The 23661-nt window shown below is 37.1% G+C and carries 23 protein-coding genes; 12 read left to right on the forward strand and 11 right to left on the reverse strand.

The window, feature by feature from the left end; translation table 11 throughout:
• The first annotated feature begins 39 nt into the window (after nt 1-39).
• A complete protein-coding gene (locus ACR1PO_RS16325; RefSeq protein ID WP_332386101.1) occupies nt 40-939 on the forward strand; it encodes a LysR family transcriptional regulator in 900 nt (299 codons plus the stop codon).
• On the opposite strand, the gene ACR1PO_RS16330 is transcribed toward ACR1PO_RS16325, so the two are convergent.
• Both ACR1PO_RS16330 and ACR1PO_RS16335 read right to left on the reverse strand, forming a co-directional pair.
• On the reverse strand, nt 913-1380 hold the full coding sequence (locus tag ACR1PO_RS16330; protein ID WP_332386100.1) for a GNAT family N-acetyltransferase: 468 nt from the start codon (nt 1378-1380) through the stop codon (nt 913-915). The two genes, ACR1PO_RS16325 and ACR1PO_RS16330, sit on opposite strands and share 27 nt — an antisense overlap.
• Complete coding sequence (locus ACR1PO_RS16335; protein WP_332386099.1) at nt 1381-1815, reverse strand: GNAT family N-acetyltransferase; 435 nt, start codon at nt 1813-1815, stop codon at nt 1381-1383.
• A gap of 346 nt (nt 1816-2161) precedes the next feature.
• Between ACR1PO_RS16335 and ACR1PO_RS16340 the strand changes: the two genes are divergently transcribed.
• Nucleotides 2162-3037 (forward strand): aldo/keto reductase, encoded by an 876-nt coding sequence (locus ACR1PO_RS16340; RefSeq protein WP_332386098.1) that lies wholly within the window; start codon nt 2162-2164, stop codon nt 3035-3037.
• A 172-nt stretch (nt 3038-3209) separates the two neighbouring features.
• The gene (locus ACR1PO_RS16345) at nt 3210-4268 is read left to right on the forward strand and encodes an NAD(P)H-dependent flavin oxidoreductase (RefSeq protein ID WP_433987454.1); all 1059 of its coding nucleotides are present in this window, start codon (nt 3210-3212) and stop codon (nt 4266-4268) included.
• 155 nt (nt 4269-4423) lie between these two features.
• On the opposite strand, the gene ACR1PO_RS16350 is transcribed toward ACR1PO_RS16345, so the two are convergent.
• Nucleotides 4424-5284 (reverse strand): lectin-like protein, encoded by an 861-nt coding sequence (locus ACR1PO_RS16350; RefSeq protein ID WP_433987455.1) that lies wholly within the window; start codon nt 5282-5284, stop codon nt 4424-4426.
• Nucleotides 5285-5569: 285 nt separating this feature from the next.
• Between ACR1PO_RS16350 and ACR1PO_RS16355 the strand changes: the two genes are divergently transcribed.
• Nucleotides 5570-6121: a hypothetical protein gene (locus tag ACR1PO_RS16355; protein ID WP_433987456.1), complete on the forward strand. Its 552-nt coding sequence runs from the start codon at nt 5570-5572 to the stop codon at nt 6119-6121.
• A 296-nt stretch (nt 6122-6417) separates the two neighbouring features.
• Here ACR1PO_RS16355 and ACR1PO_RS16360 read toward each other — a convergent pair whose 3' ends face one another.
• The 8 genes from ACR1PO_RS16360 to ACR1PO_RS16395 all read right to left on the reverse strand — a co-directional run bounded on the left by ACR1PO_RS16360 (nt 6418) and on the right by ACR1PO_RS16395 (nt 13751).
• Nucleotides 6418-7755: a UDP-N-acetylmuramate--L-alanine ligase gene (locus ACR1PO_RS16360; protein WP_433987457.1), complete on the reverse strand. Its 1338-nt coding sequence runs from the start codon at nt 7753-7755 to the stop codon at nt 6418-6420.
• A 6-nt stretch (nt 7756-7761) separates the two neighbouring features.
• Nucleotides 7762-8199 carry a hypothetical protein gene (locus ACR1PO_RS16365; RefSeq protein WP_332386093.1) on the reverse strand — a complete coding sequence of 146 codons (438 nt, stop codon included), beginning with the start codon at nt 8197-8199 and terminating at the stop codon, nt 7762-7764.
• Between the two features lie 14 nt (nt 8200-8213).
• The gene (locus ACR1PO_RS16370) at nt 8214-9020 is read right to left on the reverse strand and encodes a lysophospholipid acyltransferase family protein (RefSeq protein WP_002984229.1); all 807 of its coding nucleotides are present in this window, start codon (nt 9018-9020) and stop codon (nt 8214-8216) included.
• Nucleotides 9021-9047: 27 nt separating this feature from the next.
• Entirely contained in the window at nt 9048-9677 is a 630-nt protein-coding gene (locus ACR1PO_RS16375; protein WP_142726461.1) for an NUDIX hydrolase, read from the reverse strand.
• Nucleotides 9678-9877: 200 nt separating this feature from the next.
• Complete coding sequence (locus ACR1PO_RS16380; RefSeq protein ID WP_433987458.1) at nt 9878-10354, reverse strand: OsmC family protein; 477 nt, start codon at nt 10352-10354, stop codon at nt 9878-9880.
• A 194-nt stretch (nt 10355-10548) separates the two neighbouring features.
• Nucleotides 10549-12108 carry an Rne/Rng family ribonuclease gene (locus ACR1PO_RS16385; protein WP_433987459.1) on the reverse strand — a complete coding sequence of 520 codons (1560 nt, stop codon included), beginning with the start codon at nt 12106-12108 and terminating at the stop codon, nt 10549-10551.
• Nucleotides 12109-12475: 367 nt separating this feature from the next.
• The gene (locus ACR1PO_RS16390) at nt 12476-12766 is read right to left on the reverse strand and encodes an HU family DNA-binding protein (protein ID WP_002984212.1); all 291 of its coding nucleotides are present in this window, start codon (nt 12764-12766) and stop codon (nt 12476-12478) included.
• A gap of 313 nt (nt 12767-13079) precedes the next feature.
• Nucleotides 13080-13751, reverse strand: a complete 672-nt coding sequence (locus ACR1PO_RS16395) for a response regulator transcription factor (protein ID WP_120233558.1) — start codon at nt 13749-13751, stop codon at nt 13080-13082.
• Nucleotides 13752-13930: 179 nt separating this feature from the next.
• On the opposite strand from ACR1PO_RS16395, the gene tssO reads away from it, so the two are divergent.
• The 8 genes from tssO to ACR1PO_RS16435 all read left to right on the forward strand — a co-directional run bounded on the left by tssO (nt 13931) and on the right by ACR1PO_RS16435 (nt 23296).
• Nucleotides 13931-14467, forward strand: coding sequence for a type VI secretion system TssO (gene tssO / locus ACR1PO_RS16400; RefSeq protein ID WP_374464308.1), 537 nt, complete (start codon nt 13931-13933; stop codon nt 14465-14467).
• A gap of 11 nt (nt 14468-14478) precedes the next feature.
• Nucleotides 14479-15003, forward strand: coding sequence for a type VI secretion system transmembrane protein TssO (locus ACR1PO_RS16405; protein ID WP_002984205.1), 525 nt, complete (start codon nt 14479-14481; stop codon nt 15001-15003).
• A gap of 48 nt (nt 15004-15051) precedes the next feature.
• Nucleotides 15052-15963 (forward strand): PKD domain-containing protein, encoded by a 912-nt coding sequence (locus ACR1PO_RS16410; protein WP_002984201.1) that lies wholly within the window; start codon nt 15052-15054, stop codon nt 15961-15963.
• A 47-nt stretch (nt 15964-16010) separates the two neighbouring features.
• On the forward strand, nt 16011-18416 hold the full coding sequence (gene tssR / locus ACR1PO_RS16415; RefSeq protein WP_332386085.1) for a type VI secretion system protein TssR domain-containing protein: 2406 nt from the start codon (nt 16011-16013) through the stop codon (nt 18414-18416).
• A 370-nt stretch (nt 18417-18786) separates the two neighbouring features.
• Nucleotides 18787-19194, forward strand: coding sequence for a type VI secretion system tube protein TssD (gene tssD, locus ACR1PO_RS16420; protein ID WP_433987460.1), 408 nt, complete (start codon nt 18787-18789; stop codon nt 19192-19194).
• A 170-nt stretch (nt 19195-19364) separates the two neighbouring features.
• Nucleotides 19365-21296: a type VI secretion system Vgr family protein gene (locus ACR1PO_RS16425; RefSeq protein ID WP_332386084.1), complete on the forward strand. Its 1932-nt coding sequence runs from the start codon at nt 19365-19367 to the stop codon at nt 21294-21296.
• Between the two features lie 2 nt (nt 21297-21298).
• Nucleotides 21299-22681, forward strand: coding sequence for a hypothetical protein (locus ACR1PO_RS16430; RefSeq protein ID WP_433987461.1), 1383 nt, complete (start codon nt 21299-21301; stop codon nt 22679-22681).
• 6 nt (nt 22682-22687) lie between these two features.
• A complete protein-coding gene (locus ACR1PO_RS16435; RefSeq protein ID WP_433987462.1) occupies nt 22688-23296 on the forward strand; it encodes a toxin-antitoxin system YwqK family antitoxin in 609 nt (202 codons plus the stop codon).
• Nucleotides 23297-23661 lie beyond the last annotated feature (365 nt).

Genomic DNA, 23661 nt, shown 5'->3' on the forward strand with positions numbered 1-23661 from the left:
TATTTTGTAAATTTGCATCAGAATATTAATAATTAAGTCATGGTTAATTTAGAATGGTATCGTACTTTTAAGGCGATCTACAAAACCGGGACGTTGACAGGTGCAGCAGATGCTTTATTCATATCACAGCCGGGAGTTAGCTTGCATTTAAGCTCTTTGGAAGCTTATGTAGGATATAAACTGTTTGACAGAACCGGTAGAAAAATGATTCCAACAGAGCGAGGGAAGGTGCTGTTCAATGCGGTTGCCGAACCTCTTACCAAACTGGAAGATGTAGAGAAAAATTTTCAGAAATCCACAGAAAAGCTTACGCCTACAATCAGTGTGGGAATGTGTTTCGAGACTTTTCAGACTACGCTTGAACAATATGTTTCATCACTGCCTTTTAACCTGATTATCAGTTTTGGTGAATATCCCGAAATGCTGGATCAGCTGGATAAAGGAATTCTGGACCTTATCATTACTCCTAAAAAAGGCTCTTCACCCAATATAGAACATGAAGCATTCTCTTCTGAGCAGATCATTCTGGTTGGAGGGAAGGATGTAGATACTGCCGCTTTCAATAAAGTTTTAAAAACAAAAGATGCTGAACAGATAGAGGAATGGCTGAAGAACGAAAAATGGTATGGGACTACCGGAGATATGGAACATCTTTTCCAGTTCTGGACCTTAAATTTTGGGCATAAACCGAATTTCCGGCCTAATTATATCGTTCCTAACCTGAATTCAATTATCCGATGTCTGAAAGGAGGAACAGGATTGGCTGTTGTCCCTGATTTCCTATGTAAAAACGACATTGAAAGCGGTGACGTGAAAATGATCTGGGAAGGAAAGAAAAAGCTGGAAAACACACTATATTTCGGATGTCGCAAGAAAACGAATTATCAGGCCGAGATAGAGCATATTAAAGGCTTATTCCGTCAGGTAATGAGTAAGTAAAACCATATCCCGCATCTGTAAACCGTTTTCAAAAATGGGTGACGGATAATGTTCAATAAAGAAATTTTTCCGGATTCCGGTTTTTATGAAGCCGTTTTTCTCATAAAACCTGATCTGTTGGAAGCCGGTATCCGATGTTCCGACAGTCAGTGTTTTATAATGATTTTCTTTGGCAATTTCTTTTGCTTTATCCATCAGAATACTTCCGGTTCCTTTGCTTCTGTAGCTTTCAATCACAGCAACATTTTTTATTTCCAGTTCGGTCTCACTGATTTTGCATAATGCCATTACAGCAATATCTTCTATGCCGTCATGCAAAAGATAGATGTCAGATTTGAAAATATACTGATCAATGGCTTCTTTGGTTTCATCAGCCAATAATAAAAGTGGATAAGGTATTTCCGAATCGGAACTTAATTGATGAAAAATAAAATCTTCCATTTACAGACTCATATGAATAAGCGGATAATCTTTTCCAGAACCATCCTTTTCAGATCTTCCGATTTTTTTGAAACCCATCTTTTCGTAAAACCCGATGGCCTGAGGATTCTGCTCATTCACATCCACTTTAGTTAATCCGGTTTTCTCTTTCATAAACTGATAAAGTGTTTTTCCGTAGCCTTTTCCACGGGTATCATGATGAATAAAAAGCATTTCCAGGTTGCCTTCTGCCACGGATGCAAAACCTTTAGCTTCATTATTTTCGGTAATTAAATAAACATCAAGGTTAGGAAGGTAGTCTCTTGGAATCACTTCTTTAAAATAGCTGAAATCTTCTTCCGAAAGAAAATCGTGGGTTGCTTTTACGGCAGATTCCCAAATTTCCATGATTCTTGGATAATCTTCTGCATGAGCCAGTCTGATGTGTTGTGACATGATTTAAATTTTAAGCAAAAATAGGGAAAATAGAGGTGAGATGCTAGGAGAAGGTGAACTTTGGGCTGGAGGATGGAAGATGGAAGATGGAAGATGGAAGATGGAAGATGGAAGATGGAAGTTAGAAGTTAGAAGTGGACATAGTAGGTTTTATCGACTACAGAGATTCCCCTTCTCTGAAGGGGTGAATTTTTGTGAAGCAAAAAGACGGGGTAGTTTATACATCATCTTAAACCTTTTGAATAAGAATTTTTTTAACTGAAACAGTAAAAATGGTAGGCAGGATTTTCAATTTTTTATTGCAAATTTGTTTATCACTTTATATTAATCATTAAAATAAAGACTTATGCAAAAGAAAACCTATCCAGGACAGCCTGTGGTAACTTTAAATAATGGAGTGGATATTCCGGCTTTAGGCTTTGGAGTATGGCAGATGGATGATCTGAAAGAATGCGAAAATGCAGTCATCAAAGCTATCCAGACAGGATACAGAATGATTGATACTGCTGCTATTTACCAGAATGAAACTGCAGTAGGAGCAGCCGTAAAAAATAGTGGTGTCCACAGGGATGAACTGTTTATCACCTCCAAAGTATGGGTTCAGGATCACGGATATGAAAAGGCTAAAAGAGCTTTTCAGAGAACATTGGACAGACTGCAGATGGATTATCTTGATATGTATCTGATCCATTGGCCTTATGGAGATTTCCTGGGAACATGGAAAGCTTTGGAAGAACTCTATCAGGAGGGGAAAATCAAAGCTATCGGAGTATGTAATTTTACAGTTGAGAAACTGGAAGAATTGAAAGCAAATTCAACAGTTTTACCGGTAATCAACCAGATTGAACTGCACCCTGTATTTCAGCAAAAAGAACTGCAGGTATATGACAGGGAAAATAATATTATAACACAGCCATGGAGCCCGCTTGGGAATGGTAATGCGAATCTTTTAAGCAATCCTGATCTGAAAGCAATTGCAGAAAAATATGGTAAAACCGTCGCACAGGTCATTCTGAGATGGCATCTGCAGGAAGGATTTGTGGTGATTCCAAAATCTGTGACTCCGTCCAGAATTGAGGAAAATTTTAATGTATTTGATTTTGAGCTCACAGAAGATGAGATGAATGTTGTCCGTTCTTTAGATACAGGAAAAAGACTGTTCTTCGATCCTAAAGACCCGGCATGGGAACAGAAAATGTTGAATTCCGTAGCAGATATTTAATTAAAAAACAGAAGGTAAGAGTATTCCCGCAGCTTTCACTGTTTCACAGATTACAATCTGTGTTTTCTGTGCGATCTGTGGGAATTGTATTTTCATTCAGGGTGAGGAATATCATATCCTGTTGAAAATGAGCTGTTCCTATTTTTTGTACCTTTTAATTAAAATAATTTTTATGTTTTGGCCGGATACAATCAGTAAAAAACTGGGGATAAAATATCCAGTAATTCAGGCTCCGATGTTTGGAGTCAGCACGATACAAATGGCGGCAGCAGCGGCTAAGGCAGGCTGTCTGGGGTCATTGGCATTGGCTGATCTTTCTGCAGATCAGTCTTTGGAATTAATCTGGGAAATGAAAAAACTGACCGATAAGCCTTTTGCTGTCAATATTTTTGTCCATCATATTCCGGATGTGACAGATGATCTAAAAAAGGAATTTATTAAAGCCAGGCAGTTTATCGGACAGCTGGCCAGAGAAAATAATATAGAAGTAAGTCTTCCGGACTTTGATGCGATCGGTATTAACAGTTATCATGAACAGGTGGATGCTGTTATTCAGGAAGGATGTAAGATTCTGAGTTTTACATTTGGAAATCTGGATAACCAGAGTATTCAGAAATTAAAAGAAAACGATGTTGCCCTTATCGGTACGTGTACTTCCGTAAATGAAGCTTTAATTCTTGAAAAATCCGGTATTGATATTATTTGTGTTCAGGGAATAGAAGCCGGAGGTCACAGAGGAAGTTTCGAAGCAGAAAATATTCCGCAGATCGGAGGTTTATCTTTATTGTCACAGATATATGATCAGGTAAATGTTCCTTTGATTTATGCAGGAGGAATTTATGGCTCAAGAACATTGCTGGCTGTTAAAGATTTGGGAGCACAGGGTTTTCAGGTAGGTAATCTTTTATTGGCTTCTCAGGAAAGTGCTTTACTGCCATTTGAAAAAGAAAGATTGAAAAAAGTAAGAGAAGAAGAAATTGTCTTAACGAAGAGCTTCTCCGGAAGATATGCCAGAGGGGTAAAAAATAAATTTATAGAAACCGTTGAAAACTCAGAATATATTTTACCGTATCCATATCAGAATAAACTGACCAATGCCTTACGCAAAGCTGCAAAATCTCTGCAAAATCCGGAGTTTGTGGGGATCTGGGTTGGACAGTCTATTCATCAGTATAGTGAACGTTCTACAGAAGACATTCTGAAGAAACTGATCAAAGAGTGTGAAAGATGAATCTGTAGGCATAAATTTGATGATAATTTTATATTTTAGTACATCAATAAGTCGGTACCGGGGAGCAGGGTTCTTACCTTCAGTTCTCCGTTGATGTCATAGGAAAACCCTCTCTTATTTATAATATATTTCAGAGATATATATGCACCGGAACGCTATTCATTGAATTCTATAATAAGCTGGTTCATAACTACTCCTCCAAGGGTTGTAGATATTCCATTCAGATCATTCCATTTTCTATCTGGATAATATCCTGAATATATATGAACTGAACCTTCGGCTCCCTGATAGTTATTGGGTTCTCCCGGATTAAACCAGTTTTCCGTGGTGGCAGGATTGGTCGCCCAGTTGATGATAAATTCTTCCCCGGTAATCCACTGGAGTCTGTCCGGATTTCCTGGTCTCTGGATTTTATTAAAGCCAATCCATATATTGTTTTGCAGGTTGTAACCTGTACCTGTAGCTACAATATTAGTGTTAACCCAGGCTCTTTCCGCATCACTAGGCATGGTGACCAGATAGCCTCCCATAAGCTTTCCGAAGATGAAGGCATTAAACCAGTTGATCGCTTGTGAAAGCTGATAGGCACAGTAGGTATGATGATTTCCTGACCATTTTTTGCATCCGAGTTCTGTCGCGGTGCCTCCGCCAGGCAGGGGTACAGGAGGTTGTGGTCTTGCAGCGACGGGCTTTGGTTCATAGCCCAGAATTGTATTGCTGAAGCCTGATGGAGGATTGCCCAGATCGCTTTTTGGAATCTTACGGATATTTCCCTCTGAATCTGCCGAGAGTATATTGTCTGAGTCGCTACCGGAGTTCAGGGTTCTTACCCTCAGTTCACCGTTGATGTCAAGGGTTTTTGTAGGGGTTAATGTATTGATCCCCACTTTACCCGTTTGCCCCTGCATCCATAGGGTAGGGAAAAAGAAAGCGATAAAGAGAATAGTCAGGTCTGGAATTATACCGGACAGGATATTTTCCTTTGGAAAAAGATTTTTCAAATTTTTTTTTAACATAATTGTGTTTTTTATGGTCTGCAGTTTTAAAAGTCCGCAGTTCTTTTTAATTTTCAACCCATTGTGGGATATGGGATTATGCTCAGTTTCCTGATGCCGGCACTGTCTGTAAGGAGCTTCAATTACTTTTCTCAGCGTGTGTTGCAGCCTGTTTTTCCTCACGTAGCTTCCGGGACTGCTTGGCTACTGTTTTGTTTTTCATATCTTTGCTTTATAGCATTTTAGCAAATATATAGCCTTTTTTCTATTTACAAAATAAAAAATATACTTTTTTCTATTTTTATTATGAAAGCTATCGAAAGGATTTATGAATATATGGATTATAAGGGGATTAAAGCTATTTCTTTTGAAAGGTCTATTGGATTGTCTAACGGATATCTGGGGAAACAGTTAAAAAGAAAAGCAGATCTGGGCGAAAGTATTCTTATTAAAATAATAGACAATTGTCCTGATATAAATCCATTGTGGCTTATTACCGGAAGCGGAAAAATGCTTGAAACCGGGAATACCCACTTTTCACAGGGAATCAGTGAGGCGAATCATTCCAATATCAGGCTACCTTTTGAAAAGACAATCGCTCCTCCGGAAACCGTTGCAGAAAAAGAGGCTGTATATGGAAAAACGCAGACCGATCCTTTGCTGGTTCACGCTTTGAATGAACATTTAAATGAACAAAAATTACTGTATATTAGACAAATACAGTTGCTGAATGTTCAAATTGAGATGCTGACAAAGGATAAAGAAGAAAGAATTCAGGAATACAGAGACAGGATATCAGAACTTAAAGAGTATATAGAAATCCTAAAAAATATGCCACCGCCGGATGTTATTCATTAGGGGTTGAGATAAGGCTGGAACTCATCTGCTTACTGCTGTGTTTTTGAAAATCTGTAAAGCTGTTTTTAATTTATTATGTTTTTTGAAATAAATAGGTGATTATTAGGATGTCGAGTGGGTGTGAGTATGAAGGAGCTGTTCACTTATTGAGAATGACTAAATAGATGTTGTCATTGTTTTTTATATTAGATAATAATCCCCTCCTTATAGCGAACCTGAAAATAGTAAAGACTTACAATAAATCCTTTCCTGCATACAGGAAAGGATTTTGTTTTGTAAAACCGGAGATTACGATCTTATTTCGTTAGATTCAGTCCTCCGAAATTTCCGGAACTCATCATTAAATAAACACCATCCGTTTTATCTAATGTGTTCCAGTATGCATGAAGATCTTCAGCATTGGTGAAAACCCTTACATTGTCATTCCTGAACTTTTCCTTGATGAACTCAGGAGAAATAGGCTCCATTCTTTTAATCTTCAAAGCTTCTTCAGAATAGAAAACTACAGCCTCGTCCAGACCATCCATAGCGTGGTCATACTGCTCAAGGAAAGCAGGATTTAAGCTTGAATAGGTGTGAAGTTCAAGAAACCCATGCTTCTTATCATTTTTAAACTGTTCTACGAATGCTTTTACGGCAGCCTTTACCTTACTTGGTGCATGGGCAAAATCTTTGTAAAGGATTCCTTTATCTTCTCTTTCCACTTTTTCAAGGCGTTTGGAAGCGCCTTTGAAGCTCATGATCGCCTCATAGAAATCTTCATCCATGATGCCAAGCTGCTGGCAGATATGTCTTGCTCCTTCAAGGTTTAACAGGTTATGTGCTCCAAAAACAGAAAGCGGAACATCTCCCATTTCAGTTTTTAAATATACTTTACCGTTACTGATTTCATATTCAGGAGTTTTGTAAGGGATCTTTCTGAAATAATTTTCAGCATTTTCCACTACTTTCACTACTTCCGGGTCTTCTTCATTGTATACAAGAACTCCGCCTGCAGTAATGCTTGCCACAAACTTTCTGAACTGCTCAATATAATCATCAAAAGTTTTGAATACATTGATGTGATCCCATGCAATACCGCTCATTAAAGCAATATTCGGTTGATACAGTAAAAATTTTGAGCGCAGGTCAATAGGAGAGGAAAGATATTCGTCACCTTCCAGCACCATGAAGTCATTATCCTGGGTCAGTTTTACCATACAGTCAAAACCTTCAAGCTGGGCACCCACCATAAAATCCACATCTTTATGATGAAAATTCAGCACATGAAGAATCATTGAGGTAATGGTTGTTTTACCGTGTGATCCCGCAATGACGACTCTGGTTTTATTTTTAGACTGTTCGTAAAGGAATTCCGGGTAAGAATATATTTTCAGGCCCAGTTCTTTTGCTCTTACCAGCTCAGGATTATCCTGATGTGCATGCATCCCGAGAATGACAGCATCAATATCCGGAGTGATCTTTTCCGGGAACCAGCCCATTTCCTGGGGCATTATTCCCTTCTTTTCAAGTCGGGATTTTGAAGGTTCAAAAATAGCATCATCAGAACCAGTTACCTGATATCCTTTGTCTTTTAATGCGATGGCAAGATTATGCATGGCGCTTCCGCCAATGGCAATGAAGTGGGTTTTCAATTGTCTTTACTGTTTTTTAACATTAATATTAATGATCTGCTGGAAAGCTTCAAGAATATTGTTCCAGTTGGTCTGGTAATTCGGAATGATCATGCTGGCATCCGTTTTACTGCCTTCATTGGGACCTTTCTTAACATTGATGGAAGTCGAAATATTGTCATACAATTTTTTACGGTCTTCCTGTATCCTCCTGAAATTATTCTGAGAAAGAACCTGGTCCAGTTTCTTTAAATCTTCATCAGAAATTTTAAAATCCTGTTTGTATTTTTTTCCCTGGCCTTCAAAAGAATAGTGTGCATTATTCCCTTTTATAAGCAGGTTTTCATAAACAGGAGCATAGCCTCCGCTTTTCGAATAGCTGATGTCAAAATCCGAATATACCTTCTGGCTGTTGCATGAAACTAATACTATGATTGCGAATAATATTCCAAGTATTTTGTTCATAATTTTTAATTTACTTAATTATTTGAATCCTTTTGTTCTAATTTTTTAGCTTTAAGTTCTTCATCATAATTGTGTAAAAGATTGAAATCTTCTGTCTGCTCAATAGCAGTCATGATTTTCAACAGGATTTCCGGTGCTTTTTCGTTATCATAATCGATATCCAAAGGAGCTTTGAATTCCATCGTAGGTTTCACACCGGTTACCTTCACGCGGAGTCCTTTCTTGTCAAAAGCTCTTCTGAATCCGTTTATTTTGATTGGAATCACAATAGGACGCTGGTTTTTTACCAATTTGGCCGTTCCTCTTCGTCCCTGTGCAAAAGCTGATGTAGTACCCTGAGGGAAAGTAGCTACCCAGCCATTGTCCAATGCTTTCATAATATTGTCTACCTCACTCATGTCTACCATTCTGTTGACATTTTTTCCTTCGGATCTCCAGGTTCTTTTTACCGTTACAGCCCCTGCAATTTTAAAAATCTTGGGAAGAATACCTTTATTCATGGTTTCTTCGGCTGCAACATAGTAAAAATCGATCTTTGGATTTAGCAGATAGATCGGGTTTTTTATCGTGTTTAAATATCCGTTGTTTACAGCACAGAAAGCATGATACATCGCTGCTACGTCTGCAAAATAGGTCTGGTGGTTAGACACAAACAATACATTGGAATCCGGAAGATCCACAAGATGTTCTGTGCCGGTAATCTTCAGTTTATTAAAGCCATTGAACCTTCTGTAGGATACAATACCTAAAATAAAAATAATAAACCTTTTCAAAAAATAAGGTGTTCCGAATGCATCGGTGAAAATATTTTTCTTCGCCATTTCTCAATTAAACACGGTAGTGCAAAGTTACATTTTTTTCAGCAACTGGCTGAATTCACTTAATATCATTGCTGTAGCGCCCCAGATAATGTATCCGTTGAAATTAATGACCGGAACCTCATGTCCGCCTGCACTCGGCAGAGCCATAATTTCAGGCGTGTCTGAAAGATTGAGAAAGGATGTGATCGGAAATTCTATCGTTTCCACTGCTTCCGTCTGCTGAAGAACGAAGGCAGGATTTTTTTTAGTATAGGAAATATAAGGATACACGTAAAAATTGCTTGGCGGAATATAAATAGGGGACATTTCTCTGATGATTCTTACATAATGTTTATCTATCCCTATTTCCTCAGAGGTTTCCCGAACCGCCGTTTCTGCAAAGTCTCTGTCCATTTCCTCACGCTTTCCTCCGGGCAGCGATATCTGTCCGCTGTGTCTGTCGTGCTCGTTAATAGTCCTTTGAATCAATGGAAAATACCACTCGTTGTCTTTCAGATATAAAACAATATTGACTGCTGCAAATTTGGGATTCTTTGCCAATACTTCATCATAAGTAAAAACGGGACGGTAGGGAGGTGAGAAGACTCCATGGGCGTGCTCACCGGGAAGTTCCACACTTTTTATTTTTCTCAATAAATCTTTTCCAAAATTTTCCATAGCTCAAATTTAGCAATATATCTTGAAGAAATAAGGGCCTTAACATTAATTAACCAATAGGAAAAGTTTATCAATAGTGAATTTTGCTTCGCAAATGAATAGTGAATTGTTATAGGTCACAACAATTGACAAATGAAGCAAATTAGCTATGCAGCAATAGTTATTATTACTGGATTTTCAATTTTACTGTATTTTTGAATTTATTTTTCTGATTTAACTAACACTGAAGGAATATGTTTTACCGGAAAATTAACCGAATTGGCAATGAAGCAATATTCATTCGCTTTATGATGAAGCTGTTCTGCTTTTTCAGTCATTGATGCTTCTGTAACCGTCACCCTGGGATGTAAGGTCACTTCTGTAAAATGACCGCTTCCGCTGGCTGTTTCTGCCATTATGCCGGAAGCTTCATCTGTATATTCTGTTACAATAATGCCGGCTTCAGAACAGAAGTGCAGATACCAGAGCATGTGACAGGAGGAAAGAGAAGATAAAAGCATTTCTTCCGGATTATATTTTGTGCTGTCACCACGGAATGCCGGATCAGATGATCCTTCAATAACAGGTTTGTTTTCTGCTGAAATGGTATGGCTTCTTTCATAGGCTCTGTAACCGCTGGTTCCGGTACCTTTGTTTCCTGTCCATTGGATGGTGGTTTTGTAATGGTGAGTTTTCATATTTAAAATGTAAAATGTAAAATGTAAAATGTAAAATGTCTTTTTGTTAAAATTCAATAGGGTGGTTTCAACCGACCTGCTAAGAAAATTATCCATTGGCTTCAGCCACACTTAAATTGTTAATCATATTCTGTTCTTATAAATAAATTATAAAATGAAAAAAACCTCCAGTACAACTGAAGGTCTTAAATTTTTTAATTGGAGAATTCTATTAATTCTTCTTTTTTAGCATTGTAGATTTTGTATTCTAAATATTTAAAAGAATCTCTTGGAACGATGGTTACCCATTTTTTGTATTTGATAAACCACTTCATCTGGATACTTTTAATGCCTTTTGTAAGGTAGGCTTCCACAAATGGGTGTACATGCAGGTATACTTTTCCTTTTTCCTTCTGCAGGATGTTTCTTAAAGTTTCACCCATTCTTTCCACGATAACAATAGGAGCTACAATTTCTCCGTCTTTGTTCGGGTTTTCTTCTTTGGTTTCGATCTGCTTTTCCGGACGGTTTCTTTGTCTGGTGATCTGGATCAGACCAAATTTACTTGGAGGAAGTATTTTGTGGCGGGCTTTGTCGCGCTTCATTTCCTCTTTGAGATGCTCGTAAAGATCTCTTCTGTGATCAGAATTCGGCATGTCTATGAAATCGATAACGATGATCCCTCCCATATCGCGGAGGCGAAGTTGTCTTGCGATTTCAGTAGCCGCCATTTTGTTCACTTTCAGTGCGTGTTCTTTATTGACAGCCGTTCCGGTAGTAATATTGTTTCCGGAGTTGACGTCAACGACGTGAAGGGCTTCTGTGTGCTCAATAACAAGATAGGCTCCTTTAGAACTTGGGATGTTTACGTGCTTTCCAAAGCTCTGTTTAAGCTGTTTTTCAACATTGTAATATTCCAGAAGCGGAATATGAGAATCATAAAACTGGACAATATTTTTCTTTTCAGGAGCAATTACTTCAATGTAATTCTTCATTTCGTTCACCATCTGTTCATCGTCACAGATGATATTCACGAAGTCCTGGTTAAAATTGTCTCTTAAAATAGCTGAAGCTTTGTCTTCTTCGCTTAAAACTTTAGACGGAACTTTATTTCTCTGGATATTTTTAAAAGTGCTTTCCCATTTCTGAACCAGCTGGTTCATGTCATTATGAAGATCGGCTACTTTTTTTCCTTCTGCTACTGTTCTGATGATCACCCCGAATCCTTCAGGCTTAATGCTGTCGATAAGGGTTCGCAGTCTTTCTTTTTCCTCAGAGCTTCTGATTTTTTTGGAAATAGAAACTTTATTGTCAAAAGGAATTAAAACCAGAAAGCGTCCTGTTAATGAAATCTGGGTAGAAATCCTGGGACCTTTGGTAGAAATTGGTTCTTTGGTAATCTGTAGCAGAACCAGATCGTCTTTGACGATTACTTTGTCTACTGTTCCGTTTTTGTCTATTTCGGGTTGTATCTCGAAATTTTTTAAGCTCGAAGTGCTTTGTTTTTTGGAAATAGTATCTTTTAAAAACTTTCTGTACGTAAGGTACTGCGGTCCCAGATCCTGATAATGCAGGAATGCATCCTTATCATATCCGATATTGACAAATGCCGCATTCAGATTGGGTGCCAGTTTTTTTACTTTTCCTATAAACAGATCTCCAACTATAAAATCGCTTTTGTCTTCTTGCTCATGAAGTTCACATAGTCTTCCGTCTTCCAGCAGTGCAATCTTTGTAAGATCATCTTCATGCGAAACTATTAGTTCTTTCTTCATTTTTTAATAAGATAAAATTGTTAAGATTATAGGAAGTGGATGTTTTTTTCGATTTATTCATCTATTAAATATAAGGATTTTGAATGAAAACCATTATATGTTTGTTAAAATAATATTTGAAACCATCCGTTTTCCGCGGAATCTTATAGTTGCAAACAAAAATATAGTCAGTGAACTTTAAAAATTTAAATCCACCAACTATATTATTATATTGTAAATCTCGGGAAAAAGAGATTATTTTTTCTTATGTCTGTTTGCTCTTCTTCTTTTCTTTCTTTTGTGAGTCGCAACCTTGTGTCTTTTTCTTTTCTTTCCGCTTGGCATAATTTTAATTTTTTAGTAACTAGTTAATATTCAGTTAATGTTCTTATTTTACTGCAACTTTAGTTTTTACTTTCTCAACAAAAGATTTTGAAGGTTTGAAAGCAGGAATGTTATGAGCAGGAATCTCAATTGCAGTGTTTTTAGAAATATTTCTTCCTGTTTTAGCAGCTCTTGTTTTAATGATAAAAGATCCAAAACCTCTTAGATAAACGTTATCCCCATTATACATAGAAGTTCTGATCTCCTGCATAAAAGCTTCTACAACTTTCTGTGTTTCATTCTTTTCTGTTCCCAACTTATTTGAGATGGTGTTTACCAATTCTGCCTTTGTCATTTCCTTATTTTAATTTTAAATTTTAGGTGTGCAAATTTAGTTAAAAAAATTGAATACTAGCAAATTAGTGACAAAATATTTTTATTCAAAGAGCAGGACTTTTTATATATACACTATATTAAGGCAGGGTTGTAATAATTTAACAATAAAATAATGTAGCGGGATAAGGGTGCAGAAAAAACCTGAACAAAACTTAATAAATAGCGGATCTGGATGGCTCTGCAGGGGTTTGTAGTCTTATAAAAGACACTAACAGAATGCCTGCTTACCTCTTTTGTTAGCCGGAATTAAAAAAAAATGCTGAATCGGAATTTTACAGACTGGAATTATAATATCCGTTTTCTACGCAGAATCTTATGAGGTGAAGCTTGGTTTTTAATCCCAGCTTTTCTGTAAGACGGTTGATATAGGTGTCAATAGTTCTGGTACTCAGGTTAAGTTTTTCTGCAATTTCCTTATTGCTGAATCCTTCATAACAGAACCTCATAAGCTGTATTTCAGCCGGTGAAAGCTCTTCCTGTCCTTTCTTCTGCCTGTCCATATATTCCTGTACGGCAAGGGGCTGCTGCTCCCATTCTTTGGAATAAGCCTGATAATCGAAGTCATCAGAAGCAATACTTCCTTTAATAATATCCTTTATAATGGTACTTTTTTTCTGACAGTAGTATATATTGGGAATCTTTGAAAGGATTTCGGCCATATCTTCCTGATAAGTGCCGGAGTAGGTGATAATAGGAGTTTCAGTATTGTTTTTTCTGATATACTTGATTGCTTCAATCCCGCTTAATACCGGCATGAAGAGTTCAATAATGAACACGTCTTCCTGTCTTCTGTAGATTCTGTTTACCAGTTCATGTCCGTTATTACAATCATTCAGAAGCATATAGAAAGGGTTTTCCATAAGTGTTTTGATCATTATTTTCTTAAAATAAAAATCACTGTCAGCAATGGAAAAACGTACGGTATTAGATAATATTTTGCTCATTCTTAATATCGATTTGGCGAATGATATTTAAAATTCAGAGGTCTAATTTATGAAAAACTTATCAAAGTGAAAATTAATATTAATTTAATCAGGGTTTTCACGAAACAGGGTTGGGGAAATTACGTATTGTGCATGAATTTTTTTTTTTATATTTTCACAGGCCAAACAAATCGCAAATTATGTCTTCTAACAGGGAAAAAAAATTGAACAAATCTGACGTCAGAATGGGCATTTGGAAGTTTATTCTGTCATTTGTTGTTTTGTCGGTTGTATCTTTTGCTTGCTTATTTCTCTTCTTTAAGAGTTATGATATACAGCGGGAAGGGATCAGCCGTGAAGCTGAAGCCTATAAAGAACTGATGCTTCGAAGTGACGTACTGAAAGATCACATTGATGATATTTACGACAAAATGAACCAGCTTAGTATTAATAAGGTGGAAAATGAAGTGTTTCTCAGAACCAATATTATGGATAATGTGAGAGATGCCAAAAACATTATGGGTAAAGACAGTGTGGAAAGCTTTAAGCATTATGCCGTACTCATGAAGCAGATTGTGCCTATGATGAACTTAAAAGCTAAGATCATTGAGGTAGAGTATCAGAAGAAAAGTATTATAAGGGATCTGGATGAATGTATGGGTAAGATAAAAGTGACCAACAATGAGCTTAGAAAAGATCCTACAAGAAATTTCACAGGAAGTAAAAGAAGAAGATAAAAAGGAAAGATATGCAAGGACAAATCACATTATCTAAGAAAGAAAGGCATTATCAGTTTTTTTATTTAATACTGATGCTGGTGACTGCCATGTTATTTTTGGGAGTGATCTTTTTAAAAGGATTCCAGTCTCCCTTTTCTGATGAAGATGTAAGAGGCATTCAGAATCTTGAACAGAAAGCTGCGTTTGAAAAACACCAGAAAATTGTTCTTCCTATCATGGACAGTACTTATACCATGATCAGCAAACTTACCGATGACGGACCACAGCCTTTCATGGAAAACAATATTCAGCTGGGCGTTAATGACCTTAACAGCTATTTCAACAGTACAGATGTTGTGGATATCCGTAAGGATGCCTATCCTCAGATCGCAAAATTCTATAAAATGTATTTTGAAGACAAAAAAGTTCTTTCAACAGCCTCTGAAGACATTAAAATTTTCCAGAAGCAGGTAGATGAATGCAGAATCGGATTTAAAGATAAACAGAATAAGCTCTATCAGCGCGAGCAGGATCTGAAAGCAAGAATGCAGTAAGCAAATAAATACTAGGAACATAAATAAAACACATCACAATTACTAACTATGAATTATTTTCAAAAGAACAAGAAAAACATTATTATCGGTGTTATTGCAACTTTGCTGATCGCAGCATTGGTTGCTCTGTGGCTGCAGAAAAAGGTAATACATTCGGCAGATGATATTGTTGGGGTGGTTTATCCGTCTTCACTGGCGGTAGGAGACACGCTTTTATTCGAAGATAAAACCCAGTTTGCCAAAACCAAAAGATGGAATTTCGGAGATGGGACAACTTCAGATAAAAACAGTGGTATTCACTTCTATAATAAACCGGGATATTATCAGGTGAGTTTGATCGTCGACAATAAGTATACGAAATCTTTCCCTGTAATGGTAAGCGCAAGAAGCGTTCAGAAGCCAAAGGATACAGCCAAGATTACAACAACAATTGAAGCTCCTGCACAGGCTATGCAAAATGAAAATGTACCTTTCCGTGCTGTTTCTGAGGCAAAGCGTTTTGCATGGAAATTCGGAGAAACCGGAAACACGGATGCTAAAGATAAATTTACAATCTATTCCTATAAAAAGCCCGGTGATTATCTTGTAACGCTTTACACAGAAGAAAGCGAAGATCCTGTTTATCACCGTATTAAAATTCTTCCTGCTTATGATGCTCTTGCAGAAGATGAGATTTCTGTGGAAGATTCTTATGCAAAAGTAGACAACGATTTCAAATATCACCTGCAGCAGATTGCTAACGGAAACAGTTTCAATATGCATTACAATTACCTGTTGAAAACTTACCTGTGTAACAATGAAAATACAGTGGTAAAAGTAAATGACAGTAAAGTAAATAACTTCTACATGTATTGTGCAGGCCTTCAGTTTGACAAGAATACGGTGATCCAGACTGTAAAAGTAAACCTGGATGATACCCAGAACTGTGTAACGAAAGTAGATATCAATCAAAGCAAATAATTTTGTCCGGTCTTACGGATGTACCAATCATAAAAAGATTAAATAGGATGAAAAATAAATTTCCTCTAGCAGCATATTATATAGGGTTATCAGTATTATTGACGAGTTGCCAGGTAAAACTGCCGTCCAAGAAAACCCCGGAGCCATCACAGTATGGGCAGGTGGATGCTTCCCCTGTCGTTAACGGATATCCAAAAAAATCAGTTCCATGGATCGTCATTTCAGACAGATCAAGAAATACGGCTTACCTGGATAAAGATGATGAGAAGTCTTACAAAGAAGTCAAATTCCTTGAACCTTTAATGGTTCTGAAACATAGAGACGGAATGGTAAAAGTAGCGGAATATGTTCCGGATGCTTTAATGAAAAAAGTTTCGTCAAAATCAGTTAAGACATATGGCTGGATTCCGGAATCTGACCTTCTTCTCTGGAATAACGCTTTAAAAAGTGAAAAAACAGGGTATCCTGTAAGAGTAGCAGTAGTACCCAATAACAGCGAAGTCATCAGAAATGCTGAAAGATACTATAAAAATGACTCTATTATGGTGTTTAACTCACCGAGTCTTATTGAAACAGCCAATGTGAAAATCCCTAACGGACAGATTGTATACGTTTACAAGATGGCTGAAAATAACAAACGTTTCCTGGTAGGTAAAAAACCTTCTGTTGATATGGACAGTATCAGCAAGGGACTTTACGGATGGGTAAGCTCAAATGTAATTTCTACCTGGGGAGAGCGTTCTGCCATCAAACTTAAAAATACAACAGGGATTAACGATACAACACTGGGAATCCATGAAGGGCACCCTGGCGGATCAGCATCAGATGCAACTAATAAAACAGCAATTCTTCTTACCGACGTAAACAAGAGAACACCTCTGGAAAATATTTACCCGGTAAATCTTCCTTTAGAAGAAACTCCGACTCCCGATACCAAGACAAAATATTTCACCAATATTTTAGACTACAGCAAAAACTTTGTATCCAACGTATTGGGAGAGCCTATCTATTTTGACCGCTACAGAGAGATCACGGAAAAAGATAAAAATATCAATATTGTGTTTGCATTGGATGTGAGTGCTGCCAATGCGCCTTATGCACCTATTGTAAAATCATTGCTGCAGGATCTTCAGCTTAGATTCGAAAAACCATCATATTTTAACAATGTTAAATATGGAGCGGTTTTATACAAGAATAATCCTTGTGGGGATAATGTGGCAGTATCCACCTTAAGTACAGACTACAGTAAGATCACTGCATTTATTGATCAGAAAACGAATGAAATGAACTGCGCAAGCAATAACGGTTATCAGCCGGTAGGAGAAGCTCTTACTGCAGCCGGAAACCTTCTTTCCAATGTTCCTGATGAAACCAATATTGTTGTAACTGTGGGAACTTCTGCCAACCAAAGCGGGAATATGTACAGCGTGATCAGTTCACTGACTCAGGCTCAGGCAAGACTGATCATGTTCCAGACCAGTGCAAGATCTGCAGATACCTACAATGATTTTGTACTGATGGCGGAAAACGTGGTTACCAATACAGCTAAAAATATTGCTGAACTCAAAAAACAAAAGATCATCGACCAAAATGATGTTTTAACCAAAAATAATTTCAGCCTTGTGGAAGGTGATTCGGGATTCTTTTCTTTAGCTTACCCTAAACAGAGTATGTCCCAGGGATTCGTTATCTTCCCTAAAAAAGGAGATATTACGACTCCGGGATTCCTGAAAAAATCGGTTGACAGCCTTATTGCACAGGTTACTTTGGACAATCAGACGGTTGATAAATCCCTTAATGAATATTTCCATTCGTCAGTAGGCGCAGGAAGAACAGATGTTGATCTGAAATATAAATATCTGTATCCGGGACTTACCAATCCTGTTTCTGCAGGCATTGCAGCACAGCTGATCAATTACGGAAGCCCGTTCCTTGTGAAAGGATATATTCCAAAAGATCTGAAAGAATTTACACCGGCAATAGAAAAGGGAATCCTTATTTCCGAATCGGAATATGATAACCTGAAAGCTTTCTACACGGAAGTATACAGAAATACCCAGGCTGACCGTGCAGATTTCAACCAGGCAAGAGCTGTCAAAGAGTACGTTAAGCTGCTTAAGAAATATAATCCTACGATAAAATTCCTAGATAAAGGAGCGCTTTATGAACTGCCTATGTCTTACGCTATCGGAATGAGTACAGGATTTGATCTTTCTGAAGAAGAATTGATGGCTAAATATAAACTGAAAGGCTGGAAGAAATCAAAAGTTGTTCCTAATGAAACGGTGAAAAACTATTTTTACCACTATAAAAACCTGGCAGACAGAATGCTGGCCAACAGAAATAACCCAGCTGTAAAAATTCAGCAGAACGGACAGACTTTCTATTGGCTTAATGAATACTTTACCCCGTCAAGAATTCCAACAGAACAGCCGGAATATACAAAACATTAAGAATCTTATTTTAATGATACCAAAAGCAGGAGGATTTACTTCTGCTTTTTTTGTGTTGTAATGAAACTTCCCTGTTTTAAAATAATCCTGAATTTTATACTTTGAATTAAATTTTCAGTCTCATTATTTCTCTTTTATGTGTAAAAATAGTATTTGTCTTAAAAACGGGATTTAACTTAAAATGCTTCATTGGTGGGAGTTATAAGGTAGGGTTTAAATCAATTGTCGTAGAATTACTACAACAAATCGTAGAACTACTACAATTTCTGAGATTTGTACTGAAAAGTTTTTTTTAGCGGAAAAGAGCCTCTATCTTTGCTATACAATCACTGAATCACAAAATATTACTAACGATTAAAATTTACTAATCATGGCCGAAAGAAATTCAAGAGGAATCTTAAAATTCAATAATGGAGAAGGACAGAAGCTGTTAAAAATGAATTACAGCGTTTCCCGATCTACAGACGTATCAGGACGTGTAGCGTCAGACCCTTCCAACGCACTTATCAAGGTTACGGTAGAAGCTACTGAAAATTCAGACATCCTTGAAAGCCTGTTAAACGGTAAATACAAACCGACAGTAGGAGAAATCACCTTCAACAAATCTCACGAGGAAGGAACACTGATCACCCTGAAATGGGAAAACGGATATGTAATCCAGCATCAGGTAGACTTCGATGCCATTGACAGCAACAGTATGCTGATCAGCTTCGTAGTAAGTGCTGAAACCATTGACTACGGTACTTCTCAGTATGCGGGACTATGGCCGTCAAGCTAATATTACACACATTATCAACATTCATAAGAAAAAAGACTGTCCCTATTAAAGGCGGTCTTTTTTTGCCTGAATAAAAACTAATTCAAAGGATTTTTATTCTACAACAGGCTTATATAATGTCTGTTATGTAAAATATTGTTATCTTTAATACCAACACAAACACAAAGCATATGAAAACCGAATCAAAGACAAAAGGATCTTCTTTCCGTCCGTCACAGAATGCAGACGGAATATCCGAGAATCATCATACGGGCATCAACCGGCTGGTTAAATTGTCACTGGTTGTAGAAGGCAAAATTATTAAGTACTATAAACATTTCACTCTCAAACAAAAAGCGGGTCACCACCACGAATTCAATCTTATCCTTGCTCATGATGCACTGGGAGACAGACAAAGCCATACTCTTGAAGAAGCTAATAAATTCCTTGGAAAACGTCTGACAGCTGTTATGTCGTACAAAGATATTGAGAATAGTCCTGAAAGAAATTTCGTTGGGGTTATTACCAAAGTAGGATTCAGCCAGGAAAAGATGAGTCTTGGCAATATCGTGCTTTCAGGATACAGTCCGACCATTTTGCTGGATGGAGCTCCTCATATTCAGAGTTTTGGCGGTGGAAAGCCTGTGAATATGGGAATCATTGCAGAAGAAGTAATCAAACAGGGATTAGATAAAGAACGGTTTGACATAAGAGTGGATACCAATGATTATTCTCAGATTATTTACAGCAGCCAGTATAACGAAACCCATTACAATTATCTGGCGAGAATGGCAGAAGCGTATGGAGAACAATTCTACTACGATGGTGAGGTATTGCATTTTGGAAAACTTCCGCCACAGAATAAACCTATAAAGCTGATGTACGGAAGTAATGCAGACAACATCAGAGTGGAGTTAAAAGCTGTTCATACAAAACCTCAATATTACGGGTATAACAGCAGTAAAAATGAAAAACTGACTTCAGGTGAAACGCCGGTCAGCCATTTGGGGGATCTGGCCCGTACGGCATATAGCCATAACGATAAAATATATAAAACTCCGGCATTACAGGTTGCCCCAATCAAGGCAACCACACATCTGGATGTAGAGCATTCCCAGAGGAGTACATCAGGCAGCGAAGCTGTCAATGTATTTTCTGTTTCAGGATCTACAACCGTTCCGTTTTTGCATCCGGGATGCGTTGCAGATATTCATATGAGAAAGCCGGATAGCAATGAAACTTCCTATTTTACAAAGGTGATGGTTACTGAAGCTGTTCATGAGATTGATACAATTGGCCATTACACAGGCACTTTTGAATCCATAGCGGCTGATACAGGCTTTTTACCCAAACCGGAATTTACAGTACCTGCTGCCCAGCCGCAGATTGCAACAGTAATCTCGAACACCGATCCGGAAGGTCAGGGCAGGGTTCAGGTAAGATTTGACTGGCAGATGAATGATACCACCCACTTTGTCCGGGTAATGAGTCCGGATGCAGGAGGAACCGATCAGATCACACAAAACCGTGGTTATGTTGCCATTCCGGAAGTGGGTGATCAGGTAATGGTCAACTTTGTCCACAGTCATCCCGACAGGCCCTTCGTGATGGGAGGAATGTTCCATGGAGGAATAGGCCTTGGCGGCGGGGCCGACAACCGGGTAAAATCTATCCAGACAAGAAGCGGCCACAGAATAGTTTTCACTGAAGATGAAAGTATCATTATTACAGACAAAAGCGGCAATGAGATCCATCTGGATACTACAGGAAGCAATATCAATATTACAGCACCGGAAACCATGACCCTGAACTGTAAGAATATGAACATCAATGTGGGGGAGAATATGACTACGACGGTGGGAATGAACAAATCAGACAGTATCGGATTAAATAATACCGAGACTGTAGGCGCTATGAAACTTACTTCGGTTATAGGAAATGTAAGTACATTCATTACGGGTAAACTTACTGAGATCATTGAGGGAGATGTACACAGTGAAACAAAGAAGGAAAGAAATGAAATTTCGGAGAAGGAAATCAACATTACTTCCAACGCTTCCATTAACAAACATGCCCAGCAGGAAGTTCAAAATAACAGCGGTGAGAAATCTAAAGCACATTAGCCATGAGCAGAACGAGAATTGTAAAAGGCACCTACAACAAAATCTCACATGAAAATCATAATATGTATTCTCAGGAGAGTATTATTTCACGTGCCATGAAATGGATTTCTGAAAAGGGTAATGCTAAAGGGGTGAGCCATAATACGCCGCAATCTCCACCACTACAGCAGCTTATACAATTGATTGTACAATTCAGACCGAATAAAAACTGGAAAGGAGAGTTTGGCTTTGATTGGATGAGAATGGGAGATACGGCCCTTTTTAATGATCAGAAATTTGAGGATATTGTAGCTTATCAGTATGAAGATGCCAAGTTTACGACAAAAGTAAAAAACGGCAATAAATATGATGGATACTTTGAGGTCGACGAAACAATGTTTAATAACCTGAAAAAAGAGTATAATCCTTTCTCTGTTGCATGGAAAACGAAAAAAGATAAAACAGGAAAAGATGTTCCTGAAGAATACTTTATACCATGGCTATCTATCCTAAAAGATAAAGAAGTTAAGATTACTTTTTTTGCAGAAATACAACATGAAGCTGATTATTTGGAGTTTACCAAATCTGATTATTTTACTTTTACTCCTGATAAAATTGAAATAAAAGGTAAAAAGAAAATAGCTTTGAACGATTATGAAGTGACGGTCAAATGCATAAAAGAGTTTACAGGTAATCAGACTATAGAGTTAAAAGCTTTTAAAACTGAAGCAGGTGCAACCGTTGAGTCAATTGCCGGAAAAATAAATGTCTGGGCAAATGATAATACAAAACAGAAGAAAAAAGATGTTGTGTTTGTTGAAATAAAAACTCCGGAATTGTCAACCGGATCAGGGAAGAATAAACCTAATATTAATGATGAAAAAAATAGGATTAATCAATACCTTGAGCAGGCATATATCAAATTATCGGATGATTCTGATATTGTTGAATTAGATTTAACAGCAGATAAAAATTTTATTGACTTCGTAACCAGTGGTGAGGTAGATCCTGGTAAAATGAGCGGCGGAAAAGAACTGCAGGATTATTTGAAAGTTCAATTGGAAAAGGCTTATCCTAAGAAATACACAAAGCATTTCAAAGCATTTTATTTTGCTGAGCATGGTTACGATGCAAGAGGACATGTTTCCGGATATTCAAATTATGGAGCAGATTATGTGGTCGTATTTAAAAGTAAAAACGAGCAGACTGCAGCACATGAATTTCTTCATTCTATGAATTTAGCCCATACCTTTGCAAATAAGGAGGCATCTTCTCATGCATTGTATACGTATGAGTATAGAAAGACAGATAATTTATTAGATTATTCGCATCATGGAGGGAATGACAATAAACGATGTTCATTATATTATTGGCAATGGAAAAAAGCCAATTCATCTATAAAATAGGTAGTTATGAATAAAATAATAGTGTTAATGTGGTTGAGTATGTTTATACAATGCCAATCTCAAAAAATAGATAAATATATGATACCAATTGTTGATAATAAGTATGAAAAATTTGATATTGAAAATTTCCAAAAGAAATCAGTAAGAGGCTACTTGAAAGTGCGGGAAGGTAGCAATACCTACATTCAGGATTTTCAATCACCAGGTTATAGAGAAATAATTTATAATGATAATCTGTTGTATAAGGTTACTAAATTTTTCTATGACAGTGGTAATATTGAGAAAAAAGGATGCTTGTTCAATGAAGGTTCAGTAGTTGGTATTTGGTATCATTTTGACGAATCTGGTAAGCTCCTTAAAGAGGAAAACATGGATGAAGGTTACGACTTTAAACCTGCGGATGTTATTGCATACTGTGAAAAGAATAAAATTGATCTGCCTAAAGGCTACCATGATTCTGGTTACCAGACTAGAGTATTAAAACAGGATTTTGAAGGCAAAAAAGTATGGAGAATTTCTCATCAAATTGCAGGCGACAAAATAGAAGAAATCATTCTGGATGGTAAAACAGGAAAAGAGCTTCAGAAAAAAACAGTACCTTTTTATAACCCATAATTCATGATTGATAAAAGATTTATAGAAAAACTATTTCTTGTTGGGTCGTTTTCTACAATGCCGATCTCAGGAATTAAAATAAATGTATAAGAATTGGAAAAATAGAAAGTGAATATCAGGAATATGGGCATAAAGAAGAGGAAAAAACAAACGATACCATTTAAAAAAAGAAATGAACAGAGAATTCGTTTTTGATTATGACGTAGATAGGGTTAATTCATTAATTCAGCAATATAAATAGCCTCTTTCGTTATAAACCGGGTAAAGGTCACTGGAGGTAAAAAAAATCATGCTTTCTTCTCTATTTGAAGAATTAACTATCTTTATATCATTTGGAATAAAATAACTAATTTTAGCATCACAAA

The sequence above is a fragment of the Chryseobacterium amylolyticum genome (genome assembly GCF_051011775.1).
GTDB lineage: Bacteria > Bacteroidota > Bacteroidia > Flavobacteriales > Weeksellaceae > Chryseobacterium.